This is a genomic window from Histidinibacterium lentulum, from assembly GCF_003789055.1.
In the GTDB taxonomy this organism is placed as follows: Bacteria; Pseudomonadota; Alphaproteobacteria; order Rhodobacterales; family Rhodobacteraceae; genus Oceanicola; species Oceanicola lentulus.
Genome location: NZ_ML119087.1, coordinates 141924 through 156792 on the forward strand (window position 1 = coordinate 141924; position 14869 = coordinate 156792).

Annotated in this window: 12 protein-coding genes; 3 read left to right on the plus strand and 9 right to left on the minus strand. The window is 69.9% G+C overall.

Annotated elements, in window-relative coordinates; all coding sequences use genetic code 11:
* Both EAT49_RS14550 and EAT49_RS14555 read left to right on the plus strand, forming a co-directional pair.
* The gene (locus tag EAT49_RS14550; RefSeq protein WP_123643028.1) at positions 1 to 2154 is read left to right on the plus strand and encodes a PqqD family peptide modification chaperone; all 2154 of its coding nucleotides are present in this window, start codon (positions 1 to 3) and stop codon (positions 2152 to 2154) included.
* Positions 2147 to 4126, plus strand: a complete 1980-nt coding sequence (locus EAT49_RS14555) for a preprotein translocase subunit SecA (protein ID WP_123643029.1) — start codon at positions 2147 to 2149, stop codon at positions 4124 to 4126. Before EAT49_RS14550 ends, EAT49_RS14555 begins: the two co-directional genes overlap by 8 nt.
* A 6-nt stretch (positions 4127 to 4132) precedes the next feature.
* Here EAT49_RS14555 and atzF read toward each other — a convergent pair whose 3' ends face one another.
* From atzF to EAT49_RS14600, 9 genes are all read right to left on the minus strand, one after another.
* A complete protein-coding gene (gene atzF / locus EAT49_RS14560) occupies positions 4133 to 5947 on the minus strand; it encodes an allophanate hydrolase (protein ID WP_123643030.1) in 1815 nt (604 codons plus the stop codon).
* On the minus strand, positions 5944 to 6300 hold the full coding sequence (locus EAT49_RS14565) for a cupin domain-containing protein (protein ID WP_123643031.1): 357 nt from the start codon (positions 6298 to 6300) through the stop codon (positions 5944 to 5946). Before EAT49_RS14565 ends, atzF begins: the two co-directional genes overlap by 4 nt.
* Positions 6293 to 6958 carry a cysteine hydrolase family protein gene (locus EAT49_RS14570; protein WP_123643032.1) on the minus strand — a complete coding sequence of 222 codons (666 nt, stop codon included), beginning with the start codon at positions 6956 to 6958 and terminating at the stop codon, positions 6293 to 6295. The genes EAT49_RS14565 and EAT49_RS14570 overlap by 8 nt, the downstream gene beginning before the upstream one ends.
* Entirely contained in the window at positions 6958 to 8487 is a 1530-nt protein-coding gene (locus EAT49_RS14575) for an ABC transporter ATP-binding protein (protein WP_246003861.1), read from the minus strand. Before EAT49_RS14575 ends, EAT49_RS14570 begins: the two co-directional genes overlap by 1 nt.
* A complete protein-coding gene (gene biuH, locus EAT49_RS14580; protein ID WP_246003862.1) occupies positions 8484 to 9176 on the minus strand; it encodes a biuret amidohydrolase in 693 nt (230 codons plus the stop codon). The genes EAT49_RS14575 and biuH overlap by 4 nt, the downstream gene beginning before the upstream one ends.
* A gap of 262 nt (positions 9177 to 9438) precedes the next feature.
* Positions 9439 to 10455: a formamidase gene (locus tag EAT49_RS14585; protein WP_123643034.1), complete on the minus strand. Its 1017-nt coding sequence runs from the start codon at positions 10453 to 10455 to the stop codon at positions 9439 to 9441.
* Between the two features lie 10 nt (positions 10456 to 10465).
* Positions 10466 to 11389: an ABC transporter permease gene (locus EAT49_RS14590; RefSeq protein ID WP_185020770.1), complete on the minus strand. Its 924-nt coding sequence runs from the start codon at positions 11387 to 11389 to the stop codon at positions 10466 to 10468.
* Positions 11389 to 12498: an ABC transporter permease gene (locus EAT49_RS14595; RefSeq protein WP_123643104.1), complete on the minus strand. Its 1110-nt coding sequence runs from the start codon at positions 12496 to 12498 to the stop codon at positions 11389 to 11391. The genes EAT49_RS14590 and EAT49_RS14595 overlap by 1 nt, the downstream gene beginning before the upstream one ends.
* 18 nt (positions 12499 to 12516) lie before the next feature.
* Positions 12517 to 13635 (minus strand): BMP family ABC transporter substrate-binding protein, encoded by a 1119-nt coding sequence (locus EAT49_RS14600; protein ID WP_123643035.1) that lies wholly within the window; start codon positions 13633 to 13635, stop codon positions 12517 to 12519.
* A gap of 157 nt (positions 13636 to 13792) precedes the next feature.
* Between EAT49_RS14600 and EAT49_RS14605 the strand changes: the two genes are divergently transcribed.
* On the plus strand, positions 13793 to 14695 hold the full coding sequence (locus tag EAT49_RS14605; protein ID WP_123643105.1) for a LysR family transcriptional regulator: 903 nt from the start codon (positions 13793 to 13795) through the stop codon (positions 14693 to 14695).
* Positions 14696 to 14869: the final 174 nt, after the last annotated feature.

Sequence of the window (14869 nt, forward strand, 5' to 3'; positions counted from 1 at the left end):
ATGGCCGAACGGTTCCTCTCGCAGCTGTGGTACCGCGTCGAGGGGCTGACCCCGCGCCTGCGGGTGCATGTCACCGTCCACCGCCACCGGTATCGCGGCCAGCCCTGGTATGTCCTCCACGACCATGCCTCCGCCCGCGTCCACCGCTTCACGCCGGCGGCCTACATGGTGATCGGACGGTTCGACGGGCAGACGACGGTGGGGGCGATCTGGTCGGAACTCGCCGAGACCCATGACGCGGATGCCCCGAGTCAGGACGAGGTGATCCAGCTCCTGGCGACGCTGCACCAGAACGACCTCATCCACTACGCGGGTACGCCCGACGTGGCGGACCTTCTCGACCGCTACCGGAAGAAATCGACCGAGCTCTTCAAGCAGAACCTGACGAACCCCGTCTCGATCCGCATTCCGCTCTGGGACCCCGACGCCTTCCTGACAAGGACCCTGCCCGCGGTGCGGCCCTTCCTCGGCTGGGTCGGCCTCCTGCTCTGGCTCGCCGTCGTGACCTGGGGCGGGCTGACGGCGGCGCAGAACTGGCAGGCGCTGACGCGGGACATCACCGACCAGCTCCTGAGCGCCCAGAACCTCCTGATCTCGCTCGTGAGCTATCCGCTGCTGAAGGCGCTCCACGAACTCGCCCACGGCTACCTGACCAAGGTCCGCGGCGGCGAGGTGCGCGACATGGGGATCATGTTCCTCGTGTTCTTTCCCGTGCCCTATGTCGACGCCTCCGCCGCCGCGGCCTTCCGCAACAGGTGGGACCGCGCCGCGGTCAGCGCGGGCGGCATCTTCATCGAGACCTTCGCCGCAGCCGTCGCCATGGTGATCTGGGCCTCGGCCGAGCCCGGCGCCATCAGGGCGATCGCCTTCAACATCGTGATGATCGGCGGGCTGTCGACGCTGGTGGTCAACGGCAACCCGCTCCTGAAGTTCGACGGCTACTACGTCCTGTCGGACCTGATCGAGAGCCCCAATTTCGGCACGCGCGCCAACAAGTACTGGGGCTGGCTGATCCAGCACCGCCTCTTCCGGGCGCGCCAGCTGAAGGAGCCCGTGGCCACGCCCGGCGAGCGGCGCTGGTTCCTGGTCTATGCGCCCGCCGCCTTCGTCTACCGCATGGTGGTGATGCTGGGCATCGCGCTCTTCGTGGCCGGGAAATACTACTTCGTCGGCATCCTCATCGCCGCGTGGAGCATCTTCAACGCCCTGATCAAGCCCGGCTTCAAGCACCTGCGGCATGTGCTGACCGCGCCGGGGCTGCGCAAGGTCCGGGGCCGCGCAAAGGCCTGGACCTTCGGCAGCATCGCCGCGGTTCTGGCGCTGCTGCTGTTCCTGCCGCTGCCCCTCCGGACGGATACCGAAGGTGTGGTCTGGCTGCCCAAGACCGCCCATGTCCGCGCCCGCGCGCCCGGTTTTCTCGATCTCGTCCCGCCCGCGCGCGGCGCCGCCGTGACCCCGGGAGAGACGCTGGCGGAGATGAGCCTGCCCACCCTCGACGCGCGGCTTGAAGAGCTGCGCTGGCGCGAAGAGGAGCAGCGCCGCCGCCTCGGCGTGGCCGAGATCGCCGACCGGGGCCGGGCCGAGGTGATCCGCCTCGAACTCGAGGACGCCCGCGCCGAGCTTGCCCGCGAGATGGCGCGGCGGCAGGACCTGACCGTCCGTTCGCCCCTTGCCGGCACGTTCCAGCCCGTGGCCCCGCCCGGGGACCTTGCCGGGCGCTGGTTCGCCGAGGGCGACCTGATCGGCTACGTCCTTCCGCCCCGGCCCGAGGTGCTGCGCGTCGTGGTGCCCCAGGCCGATATCGCGCTGGTGCGGGAGCGGCTCGAGCGGGTGGAGGTGCGGCTGGCCGGGCACCTCTCGGACCGGCACGAGACGCGCGTACTGCGCGCCGTGCCGCAGGCGACGACGACCTTGCCGAGTCCCGTCCTCGGCAGTCTCGGGGGCGGGCGGTTCCTCAGCCTGCCCGGTGACGAGGCCGGCACGGAGACGACCGAGGCGGTCTTCATCTACGATCTCGCGGTGCCTGAAACGCTGACGGAGGCCCCGCCCTACGGCCTGCGCGTCCATGTCCGTTTCGACCATGGTACGGAGCCGGCGGGCGCCCAGGTCTGGCGGCGCGTGCGGCAGCTCTTCATCGAGCGGTTCAATGCCTGACGGCGAGGGGCTCTTCGGCTTCGGCCCGGTGCGGCGCGCGGTGTCGCCCTATGCCGAACGGGCCGACCCGATCGACAACGCCGTGGACCGCCTCCTCGACCGCTGGACCGGCTGGACCCTTGCGCGCCTGCCGCTGCATCGCTGGCGGCTGGCGCGCGAGGCCCGGCGCATCGCCGCGCTGGAGCCGCGCTATGCCGGCTGCCGGATGTCGGAACTGACGGCGCTGGCCCACAGCCTCGCCCGCCAGACCCTGCGCCCCGGTGGCGCGGCGGCCCGCGCGCCGCTCATGGCGGTGCTGGCCGAGCTGATCCACCGCACCCTGGGCAAGCGGCCCTACCGGGTGCAGCTGATGGGCGCGCTGGGCCTGCTCGAGGGGCGGCTGGTCGAGATGGCCACCGGCGAGGGCAAGACCCTGACCGCGATGCCCGCGGCCGCCGCCGCCGCCCTGCGCGGCGAGCCGGTTCATGTCGTCACCGTCAACGATTACCTCGCCGCCCGCGACGCTGAGGAGATTGCCCCCTTCGCCCGCGCCCTGGGCCTCTCGGTGGCCGTGGTGGAGACCGAGATGGACCCCGCAGCGCGCAGCGGCGCCTATGCCGCGGACCTGACCTATGTCAGCAACGCCAACGTCACCTTCGACTACCTGCGCGACCGCGTGGCCCTGGGCCGGGCGCGCGGTCCCGCGCGCAGCCGCCTGCGCCGCCTTGTGGGGGGTGTTGCGGGCGCGGGGCTGACCCTGCGCGGCCTCGGCTTCGCCATCGTCGACGAGGCGGACAGCGTGTTCATCGACGAGGCACGCACGCCGCTGATCCTGTCCTCCACCGCCGGGGGCGGCGACGCCGACACGCTCTATGACACGGGCCTGCGGCTGGCGCGCGGCCTCGGCGAGGGGGCGGAGTACGAGGTCGACCGCATGAACCGGCAGATCACCCTGACCGACGCCGGAAAGGCGCGGCTGGCGCGGCAGGCGGAGGGGCTGACCGGGCAATGGCGCATTCGCCTCGCGCGGGAGGAACTGGCGGTTCAGGCGCTCGTGGCCCTGCATCTCTTCGAGCGGGAGCGGGACTACATCATCGACGAGGGCGAAATCCGCATCGTGGACGAATTCACCGGCCGGGTGATGCCCGACCGGACCTGGCAGGGCGGCCTGCATCAGATGATCGAGGCCAAGGAGAGCGTGGCTGTCACGGGCCGCAAGGTCACGCTCGCCTCGATCACCTACCAGCGCTTCTTCCGCCGCTACCTCCGCCTTTCCGGCATGACCGGCACGGGGTTCGAGCTCTCGGGCGAACTGCGGGAAAGCTACGGTCTCGTGACCACGCGCATCCCGCGTCACCGGCCCCTCGCCCGGCGCCATGTGCGGACGGTGTTCTATCCCACCGCCCGCGACCGCTGGCGCTCCGTCGCCGCCCGCGTGTCCTTCGTCCATGACCGGGGCCGGCCCGTGCTGATCGGCACCCGGTCGGTGGAGGCCAGCGAGACCCTCTCGCAGGTCCTCACGGAGGCCGGTCTGCCGCACCGCGTCCTCAACGCGCGGCAGGACCGCGAGGAGGCGGAGATCGTCGCCGCCGCTGGGCAGGAGGGGGCGATCACCGTGGCGACGAACATCGCGGGCCGGGGCACCGATATCCGTCTGGGGCCGGGCGTGCGCGAGAAGGGGGGACTCCATGTCATCCTTACGGAGTTCCACGAAAGCGCCCGCATCGACCGCCAGCTCTACGGACGCGCGGGCCGGCAGGGCGATCCGGGCACGACGGAGGCCATGGTCAGCCGCGAGGACGAGCTGTTCGCCCGCTTCACCCCGCGCCTGCAGCGCGTGGCGAGGGCCTTGCGCAGCCCCCTCCTCGACGGGCTGATGCGCCGGCTCGCCCAGGCACGGGCGGAGCGGGAACATGCCATCACGAGGCGCGAGCAGGTCCGCATGGACAAGGAGCTGGAGAAGTCCCTCGCCTTCACCGGGCAGCGCGAATAGCCGCCGTCAGCCCGCCACTGCTTCCGCCGCCTCGAGATAGGCGCGCCAGCCGCCGTGGGCGGTGATGTCCTCGGCGCCCTCGATCCCGCTCGCCTCCACGAGGAAGCCCTTGACGGATGTGCCGTCCTCCAGCTCCACCGTCCCGATGGCCAGCGGCGCGGGCACGACGGAGACCAGTTCCCCGAACCGCGCCACCGGCATCGCCCAGACCTCCAGCGCGATGGAGGCACCGCCCCGGGTGCGCAGTAGCCCCGGCCGGAACGGCGGGCCGCCGGGCAGTGCATGGAGGCTGTAGGCCGGCGCGGTCCGCGCGGTGTGCAGGAACCGTCCCCCGCGCGAGGTGAGCTGGTGATTGAGCGGCAGGCCCGACATGTGCGCCCCCACCACGGCGATCGCGATTTCCCCCGGCCCCGGCCCCGGCGCCGCGACGGGCGTGGCGGGCAAGGGATGCCCCGTCGCGCCAAGGACCGGCGCCGTCTCCCGGTGGAGCCGTTCGGCCAGCGCGGCGGCCAGCGCATCCTCTCCCCGGCGCCCGAGCAGCGTCACGCTGCCGGGCCGCCCGTCGCTGCGCGGCGCCACCGGCACGGCGATGCCGCACATGTCCATGAGGTTGACGAAATTGGTGTAGGTGCCGAGCCGCGCGTTCGGCCCCACCGGATCGGCCTCGAGGTCCGCCACCGAATAGAACGTCGGCATCGTCGGAACGCAGAGAAGGTCCACCCCCGCCAGCAGAGGCTCCGCCCGGCGCTTCAGTTCGGCCAGCCGGTAGATGCCGCGAAAGGCGTCCACCGCCGACAGCCGCGCGCCCGCGCCGATGATCTGCCGCGTGACCGGGTGGATCGCCCCAGGGTCGCTCTCCAGCAGGTCCTCGATCACGCTCAGCCGCTCCGCGACCCAGGCGCCCTCGTAGAGCATCCGCGCCACCTCGTAGAAGGGCGTGAAGTCGAGCTCCACGATCTGCGCCCCTCCCGCGGCCAAACGCGCCAGCGCCGCGTCGAAACTGGCGGCCTGGGCGCCGTCGTCGAAGAACTCGCGCGTGGCGGCATCGGGCACGCCGAGGCGCAGCACCGGGGGCGGGGCGGACGGGGCGGGCACCGCGATGGGGCGCGCATGGGCGTCATCGGGATCGAACCGCGCGGCGGCGCGGAACACGGCCCAGGCATCGGGCACCGTCAGCGCGAAGACGGAGATCGTGTCGAGCGTCCGGCAGGCGGGCACCACCCCCATGGCGGAGATCGCGCCCAGCGTCGGCTTGAGCCCCACGATGTTGTTGAGCGCGGCAGGCACCCGGCCCGACCCGGCGGTATCCGTTCCGAGCGAGAAGGACACGAGCCCCCGCGCCACCGCCACCGCCGACCCCGAGGACGAGCCGCCCGGCACGATGGCCGGATCGACGGCGTTCTTCGGCGGCGGATGAGGCGAGCGCACGCCCACGAGCCCGGTGGCGAACTGGTCGAGGTTGGTCTTGCCGAGCGGGATCGCCCCCGCCGCCTTCAGCGCCGCGACGGCGAAGGCGTCCCGCTCCGGCTCATAGGCATAGGCCGGGCAGGCGGCGGTGGTGGGGCAGCCCGCAAGGTCGATGTTGTCCTTGACGGCAAAGGGCAGGCCCCAGAGCGGCATCGCCTCCGCGTCGAAGGGGGGCAGCGCCCCGGCCTCGGCCAGCACCTCCGCCAGGGGGCGCAGATGGAGGAAGATGCCGCGATCGCCCGCCGCCTCGATGCGGGCATAGGCCTCGGCGATCACTTCCTCCGGGGACAGGCCCGCGGCATAGGCGCCATGCAGGGTCGCGATGTCGAAGCTCAGGCGCGCCGGGTCCGTCACGTTTCGTCCTCCAGTATCTCCACCGGCCTGTCCCACTGGATCAGCACGACACAGCCCTCCTCCGACCGGACCGAATGCACGCTGCCCTCGGGGTTCAGCACAAGGGACCCCGCCGGATAGTCGCCCCGCTCGTCGCTTTGCATACCCTCCAGAACGAGGATCGTCTCCAGCCCGCGATGCAGATGGCGCGGCACCGAGGCGCCCGGGGCATAGCGCAGAAGCGCCACCGCCGGTTCGCCCGCCAGCAGGGTGCAGATCTCCACGCCTTCTCGGAAAGGCGCGAAGTCGAGATCGTGCCAGCCGCCCTGCGCGAAGGCCGCGAAATGCTGCGGGGGGGACACGGGGCTATCCATGCAGCGCCTCCTCGATCTGCGCCACGGTCGCGGTCCAGCCGACGATGGCGCCCTGGGCCCGGATCATGGCGAGGGTCGCGGCCTTGAACTCGGGGAAATAGCTTTCGGTCGCGTCCTCGGCGAGGAGGCACTCATAGCCGCGGTCGTTGGCCTCGCGCATCGTCGTCTGCACGCAGACCTCCGTCGTCACGCCCGCGAGGATCAGGCTGCGGATGCCGCGCGCCTCAAGCGCCTCGGAGAGGTCCGTCGCGTAGAAGGCGCCCTTGCCCGGCTTGTCGATCACCGTCTCGCCCGCCGCGGGTGCGAGCTCAGGCACGATCTCCGCGCCCGGCTCGCCGGCGATCAGGATGCGTCCCATGGGACCCGGATCGCCGATCCTGAGCGTCGGCGCGCCGCGGCTCCGTTTCGCGGGCGGGCAGTCCGACAGGTCGGGCCGGTGGCATTCGCGGGTATGGATCACCGGCAGGCCCGCCCGGCGCGCCGCGCCGATCAGCCGGGCGGTCGCCGGAATGATGCCCCGCAGCGGCGCGGTGTCGTTGCCGAGCGCGGCGCCAAAGCCCCCCGGCTCGATGAAATCGCGCTGCATGTCGATGACGAGCAGCGCCGTGCTGGCCGGATCGAACTCATAGGCAAAGGGCGCGGCGTCGATGCGGGCCATCAGGCATGTCCCCCCATGTGATGGCCGATCTCCGCCAGATCGGCCTCCGCCACGGCACGCGCATAGGCGATGCGGCCCTCGGACATGACCAGAACCCTGTCCGACAGCTCCATGATCTCGTCGAGATCCTCGGACATCAGCAGCACCGCGGCGCCGCCGTTCCGCGCTGCCATGATCCGCGCGCGGATCTCGGCGACGGCGGTGAAGTCGAGCCCGAAACAGGGGTTCGAAATGACCAGCAGGTCCACGTCCCCCGTCAGCTCCCGCGCCAGCACCGCCCGTTGCACGTTGCCGCCCGACAGGGACGCCATGGGCGCGTCGAGCGAGGCCGTCTTGACCCGGAACGCGGCCACCAGGTCCGCTGCCCGGGCCTTCATCTCCCGGCCCGAGAGCCAGAAGCGGGTGCCGCTGCCGTTCATGTCGAAGGTGCGGAAGGCGATGTTCTCGGTCACCGACATCTTCGCGGCGCAGGCGTTGTGCAGCGGCTCCTCCGGCAGGTAGCGCACGCATTTGACGCGCGCCTCCTCCCGGCGGGCATGATAGGGCGTCTGCTTGACGCGGATCGTGCCTGCCTCCGCCGGGCGCTGGCCAGTGAGGATCTCCATCAGCTCCATCTGGCCGTTGCCGGAGATGCCTGCGATGCCCACGATCTCGCCCGCGCGCACCTCCAGCGCGTCGATCACGATCTCCTTGAGTCCCGACCGGTCCCGCGCCCGGACTCCCTCGACCGACAGGACCGCCGGTCCCGCCTCTCCGGCGCGGGGGGCGGGCTGCGCGAGCTCCGCGTCGCCCATCATCATCCGCGCCATGTCGGCATGGCTCAGCTCCGCCACCCGGCCCGTGCCCGCCAGCCTGCCCCGGCGCAGGACGGTCACCTCGTCGGCATAGGCCGTCACCTCGCGGAACTTGTGGGTGATCATCAGAACCGTGATCCGCCCCTCGCGGCAGAGCGCCTTGACATGGCCCAGCACCTCGTCCGCCTCGTCTGGCGTCAGCACCGAGGTGGGCTCGTCGAGGATCAGGAACCGCCGCCCGAGATAGAGCTGCTTGAGGATTTCCAGCTTCTGCTTCTCGCCCGCCGACAGAGCCCGCACCGGCTGGTCCAGCGGCACGGCGAAGGGCATCTGCGCCATGAACGCCTCCAGCGCCGCGTTCTCGCTGCGCCAGTCGATGATCCGGGGCGCGTCCTTGCGGCTGATCACCAGGTTCTCGGCGGCGGTCAGCGACGGGACCAGCGTGAAATGCTGGTAGACCATGCCGAGGCCCAAGGCATGGGCGGCCCTCGGGTCGGGCACCCGGGCCTCGCGCCCATCGACCAGCATCTGGCCCTCGGTGGCGTGGTAGAAGCCCATCATGCACTTTACCAGCGTGGACTTGCCCGCGCCGTTCTCCCCCAGAAGCGCGTGGAACGAGCCCGGCGCCACGCGGATCGACACCCGGTCGAGCGCGGTGAACCCGCCGAAGCGCATGGTCATGCCGAGTGTCTCGATCCCCAGCGCCCCCGCCGCGAGATGGCCCATCACGGTCATGGCAGGCCCGCGATCAGCGCGTCCGCATCGGCCACCGCGCCGAAGACGCCGCCCTGCATGGTCACCATCTTCAGCGCGGCGTCGTGGTTGCCCCGGTCCGTGGCGCCGCAGCAGTCCGACAGGACGACGCATTCGAAGCCCCGGTCGTTGGCCTCGCGCATGGTGGTGGACACGCAGACATCCGTGGTGATCCCGCAGATCACCAGGTTCGCGATCCCGCGCGTGCGCAGGATCATCTCCAGATCCGTGGCGCAGAAGCTGCCCTTGCCCGGCTTGTCGATGATGATTTCCCCGGGCTCGGGATACAGCTCCTCGATGATGTCCCAGCCCGGCTCTCCGCGCACGAGGATCTTCCCGCAGGGCCCCGGATCGCCGATCCCCGCGCCGATCTGCCGGCTGCGCCAGCGCTTGTTGGCGGGCAGGTCCGACAGGTCGGGCCGGTGCCCCTCGCGGGTGTGGATGATGTGATAGCCCTTGGCGCGCATGGCCGTCAGCACGCGCTTGATCGGCTCGATGGGCGCGCGGGTGAGCGACAGGTCATAGCCCATCTTGTCCACGTAACCGCCGACGCCGCAGAAATCGGTCTGCATGTCGATGACGATGAGGGCGGTGTTCCCGGGCCGGAGGTCGCCGTTCCAGGGCCAGACATAGGGGACGGAGGCGATGGTGGTCATGGGGTGGTCTTTCACGTGCGGGCCTCTTCAACGGTCGTCATGAAGTGAGAAGGCGCATCATCGACGGGCCGCGGACCGGCGATCCCGACCGTCGTTCTGAGCACTTTATCCCCGAGGTCCCGCAGTCGCTCGGATCGACGCGCTGACGTCAGCCAATCGCCGGGCCGTCCGGGCGGTCGCCATTGGAGCGCCATTGGTCCGAGCGACAATGGCGACGCGATGGTGCGGCGGCCTGCGGCCTCGATTCCGCACCGGGCGCCTGGCACAACAGAAGCTCTCATTCTGCCGCCTCCGCCGCCTTCTCCCCATACACCCGCACGGGCGCCGGAAACCCGCAGGAGGTGCCGTCGGTCACCTCCACCTCGTCCTCCCAGGGCAGGCGATACCGCCCCGCCGCCAGATCGGTCATGTAGGTATAGGGACAATCCTGCGCCCCGCCCTTCACCGCCACGTAGCCGCGATGGCCGAACTGGTAGATGTTGTTCTCCACCCCCCAGTGCCTTCTCGCCTCGCGCACGAGGTCCGGGCGCACCTCTGCGGTGACGATCTCGTCCGCCCGGCCCGAGGTGCCATGGGACAGCACCTGCCCGTCGAAATTGACGATCATCCCCTCGCCCATGCTGTCGAAGGTCCCGTCGCTGCCGCACATGCAGACATTGGCCGTCACCATCAGGTTGCAGAAGGCATTGCTCTGGTTGGTGAACCGCCAGCTGTCGCGGATCGGCGCGGTATAGCCGGCGGTGCGCAGCATGATCTCCGCGCCCTTGTAGGCGCATTCGCGGGCCATCTCGGGGAACATGCCGTCATGGCAGATGATGAGCGCGAGCTTGCAGCCCTTCGGCCCGTCAATCACCGGGATGCCCATGTCGCCCGGCTCCCACGGCTCCACGGGAACCCAGGGGTGCATCTTTCGGTAATAGAGCTTCAGTTCGCCCGTGTCGTCGATGATGAGGCCGGAATTCCAGGGCATCCCCCCGGGGTTCTTCTCCATGATCGAGAAACAGCCCCAGATGCGATGTTCGGCGCAGGCGGCCTTGAAGGCCGCCACCTCCGGCCCGTCGAGGCTGCACATGATCTCGGGATTGATGTCCATCGACAGGCCGTGCAGCGCGTATTCCGGAAAGACCACGAGATCCATCGTGGCCATGTTGCGCCGCGCCTTGCCGACCATCTCCACGATCCGGTCGGTCTGCGCCGCAAGGTCCGCAGGCGTCACCACCACCGGCAATTGCAATTGCACCATCCCGATCACCACGCCGTTCGGGGATTTGTTCAGACCACCCAGTCCGCTCATGCCGTGTCTCCTACTTCGTGATGGAAAGCTCGCCCGGCGCGCCGGTCATGGCGCGGGTCGGCGAGGAGGTCGCGATCAGCACGCCCAGCGTCAGGACGTAGGGAGCCGCGTAAAAGAGATAGTATCCGGTGCTGACGCCCACCGACTGCAACGCCGGGCCAAGCGCGCCCGCGGCGCCGAAGAGGATCGCCGCCCAGAAGCAGTAGATCGGGTTCCAGCGCGCGAAGATCACCAGCGCCACCGCCATCAGGCCCTGGCCCGAGGAGATGCCCTCGTTCCAGCTCCCGGGATAGAAGAGCGACAGATAGGCGCCGCCCACGCCGGCAAAGGCCCCGCCCGCGGCGGTCGCCAGCGTGCGGATCAGCGGCGGGCTGAGGCCCATCGCGCGGGCGGCGTCGGTGCTGTCGCCCACGACGCGGATCACCAGCCCCACCTTCGTGGCGCGGAACATCCACCACAGGGCCACCGCCGCGACGATCCCGATCAGGAACAGCACGTTGACCTGAAGCGCCGCGCGCACCTGCGGCAGGTCCGACCACCAGCCGAAGGAAATGCTGGGCAGGTCCGGCGCCACGGGCTGGATGAAGGGCTTGCCGAAGAAGAAGGCGAGGCCCATCCCCAGCAGCATCAGCGCGATCCCGACGGCGATGTCGTTGACGCGCGGCAGCGAGCAGATCAGCCCATGCAGCAGCCCGAAGAGCGCGCCGCAGATCGCCGCGGCCCCGACGCCCGCCCAGGCATTGCCCGTGAGGAAAGCCACCGCGTAGCCCGACATTGCCCCGAAGACGAGGGTGCCCTCGAGCCCGAGGTTGATCCGCCCCGACCTCTCGGTAAGCACCTCTCCCAGCGAGACGAAGAGAAAGGGCGTCGAGACCCGGATCGCGCCGCCGAGCATGGCGATGGGAATGGCCCAGAGGCCGAGATCGCTCTCCATCAGGCAGTCCTCCAGCGTTCGGGGGCAAAGAGGCGGAACCGCCCGTAAAGCGTCTCCGAGCAAAGGATCGCCACGAAGACGAAGCCCTGCAGCACCAGCACCGTGGCGTCCGGCAGGTCCATCCGGCGCTGGATGAGGCCCGAGGAGGCCTCGAACCCCGCAAGCAGGATCGCGACGGGAATGATCGCCAGCGGATTGTGGCGCGCAAGAAAGGCGATGAGGATGCCGGTATAGCCGTAGCCCCCCGCCAGCGAGGCATTGGCCGAGCCGTGCACGGCGGCGACCTCGAAGACGCCCGCGAGCCCCGCGAAGGCGCCGCCCAGCGCGGTGAAGCCGATGATGAGCCGCCCCACCGGCAGCCCCTGCACCTGCGCCGCCCGCACGTTTCCGCCCGCGATCCGCGCCGCGAAGCCCCAGGTCGTGCGCTCGATCAGCACCCAGGCGGCGATGCAGGCGACGATGCCCGCGATCAGCCCCCAGTGCACGTTCCAGCCCGGCAGATCGCCGACCCGCAGCTGCTCCGCCAGCGGCGCGGTCGACGGCTTGTTGAGGCTCGCCGGATCGCGCAGCGGGCCTTCGACGAGATGGTTCATCAGCGCGATGGCGATATAGGCCAGAAGCAGGCTGGCGATGGTCTCGTTCACGCCCCGGTAGTGCCGCAGCGCGCCAACGGCGCCGATCCAGACAGCACCCGCCAGCGCGCCCGCGGCCGCCATCAGCGGGATGCCCAGCACGCCCGGCACGCCGATCAGCAGGCCCGCCACGGCGCCGCAGGCGACTCCGCCCAGCACGATCGCCCCCTCGCCGCCGATCACCACGAGGCCCAGCCGCGCGGGAAGGGCGACGCACAGCGCGGCCAGAAGGAGCGGCGCCGTGCGGGACAGGGTGTTCTGCCAGGAAAAGGACGAGCCGAACCCGCCCATGTAGACGATGCTGTAGAAATCCGCCGGGGACTTGCCCTGCATCAGCAGGAAGAGGCTGAACGCCGCCAGCCCCGCGAGTAGCGCACAGAAGGGAATGACCACCGCCTCCGACCGCCGCGCCAGCGCGGCAAGCCAGCCGTCGGGCGAGAGGATATCCCGCGCTCCGGTGATCGGAGGGGTGGTCATCGCCATGGCGCCTGTCCCTTACGAGGTGGACCCGATCACCCCGTCGACGAGGTAATCCATGCTTTCGAGGGCGATGTCGGTCTCGACGAAGGCCTCGCCCTCGCCAAGGATCTGGTTGCCCGCATTGTCCATCAGGGGGCCCTGGTAGGCCGCGAAGCCGCCCGCCATCATCTCGGCCTTCACGGCCTCGAACTGGTTGCGCGCGGCATCCGTCACCGCCGGACCGAGCGGCGACATCTTGATATAGCCCTCGGCCAGCCCGCCCCGGTCGAAGTTGTCGATGGTGCCGCCGTCGAGCACCGTCTGCACCATGCGCGTATACACCCCCGGCCAGTTCCATTCCGCGCCGGTCAGGTACTTCTCGGGCGCCAGCGGCGACTGGTCGGCATGGTAGCCGCAGACGAAGCAGTCCCGCCCGGCGGCGGTCTCCATCACCACCTTGGGGCCGTCGACGTGGCAGGTGATGACGTCGCAGCCCGCATCGGCGAGCGCGTTGGTGGCCTCGGCCTCCTTCACCGCCAGCGACCATTCCCCGGTGAAGATGACCTGGCAGGTGATCGAGGGGTCCACCGACCGCGCGCCCAGAAGGTAGGAATTGATGTTCTGCAGCACCTGCGGAATCGGTTTCGCGGCGACGAAGCCCAGCTTCTTCGTGGCGCTCATGTGCCCGGCGACGATGCCGTTCAGGTACTGGCCAAGGCCGATATAGCCGAAATAGCTGCCCACGTTGGCCGGGTGCACGCCCTCCTGCCACAGGCCCGCGGCATGCTGGAAGCGCACGTCGGGATAGCGCGGCGCCAGCTCGAGGATATGGGGGTCGAAATAGCCGAAGGAGGTCGGGAAGATCAGCGATGCACCGTCGAAGTTGATCATCGATTCCATGGAGTTCTGCACGTCCACCGTCTCGGCGACGTTCTCCTCTTCCACGACGATCACGCCCTCCATCGCCTTCACGGCGGCCGCACCCTCGGCATGGGCCTGGTTGTAGCCGAAATCGTCCTTCGGCCCGACGTAGATGAAGCCCACGGTCAGGGGCGAATGGCTGTCCGCGAAGGCGGGACCGGCGAAGGCGCTTGCCCCGGCAAGGGCGGCGCTGCCCTTCAGGAAGCTGCGGCGGGAGAACGGAAGGGAGGTCATGGCAGGGGTCTCCTTGGAGATGGACGGGGCCTCGGAACCGGTGAGGCTCCGTGCCGGGTGACTCGCATGGCGCAGAATGAGAGCAGGCGAATGCTGTTGTCGTCTGCTATGTTTGCAGCGAAGCAGTGCATATCCTGCACCACACGTGAGACCGGCCATGGCGCGGCAGCTGACGCCCCTCGTCTATATCGACGTGATCGCCCGCGCGGGCTCGATCCGGAAGGCTGCGGAGACGCTGGCCATCAACTCCACCGCGCTCAACCGCCGGGTCCTTGCCCTCGAGGAGGAACTGGGCGTGCCGATCTTCGAGCGGCTGCCGCGGGGCGTGCGCCTCTCGACCGCGGGAGAACTTCTCGTCGCCCATATCCGCAGCCAGATGTCCGAGGCCGAGAAGCTTCAGGGCCAGATCGCGGACCTGTCCGGAGAGAGGCGCGGCCATGTCTCCATCGCCTGCAGCCAGGCGCTTCTGCCCTATTTCCTGCCCGAGCAGATCTCCCGCTACCGGGCGCGCCACCCTGCGGTGACCTTCGCCGTCAACCTGCGCGACCGCGCCGCGGCCGAGAAGGCGCTGGTGGAGATGCTCGCCGACATCGCGCTGGTGTTCGAGCCGGTGCGGGTGCGCGAGGTGCAGGTCCTCTACACCGTCCGGATGCCCGTTCATGCCGTGATGGCCGCCGACCATCCGCTGAGCGGGCAGGAGACGATCCGCCTCCGCGATCTGGCGGGCTTTCCCGTGGCACTGCCCGCGCCGCAGTTCGGCGTGCGCCACCTGATCGACCTTGCGCTGCAACGCTCCTCGGTGACCTTGCGCACCGCCATCGAGGCCGACAGCTTCGAATTCCTGCGCCGGTATCCCCGCCACGAGAAGATGGTCTCGTTCCAGATCCCCGTGGGTCTGCCGCGCGTGCCCGACGAGGGCATCGTCTCCCGCCCCGTGGACCGGCGGGACGTGCCCGACGGCCTGCTCTATCTGTGCCAGCTCCGGGGGCGGACCCTGCCCGTGGCGGCGGCGAAATTCGCCGCGCAGGTGGAGCAGGTGCTCGAGACGGACTTCACCTGATGCCCGATCACCTTGATTCAACCGGGCCACAGTTGGAGTCGCGGCACGGCTGATGCGGTTTGCTACTTCGTCGGCGGCCTCCATGCCCTGATGATTTCGGCAATTCCGCGGCCAGTGTAAGGAAGGCTTCCGATACCATAGATCAAGACCACGGAAAGAAGCACGGCACCAAGC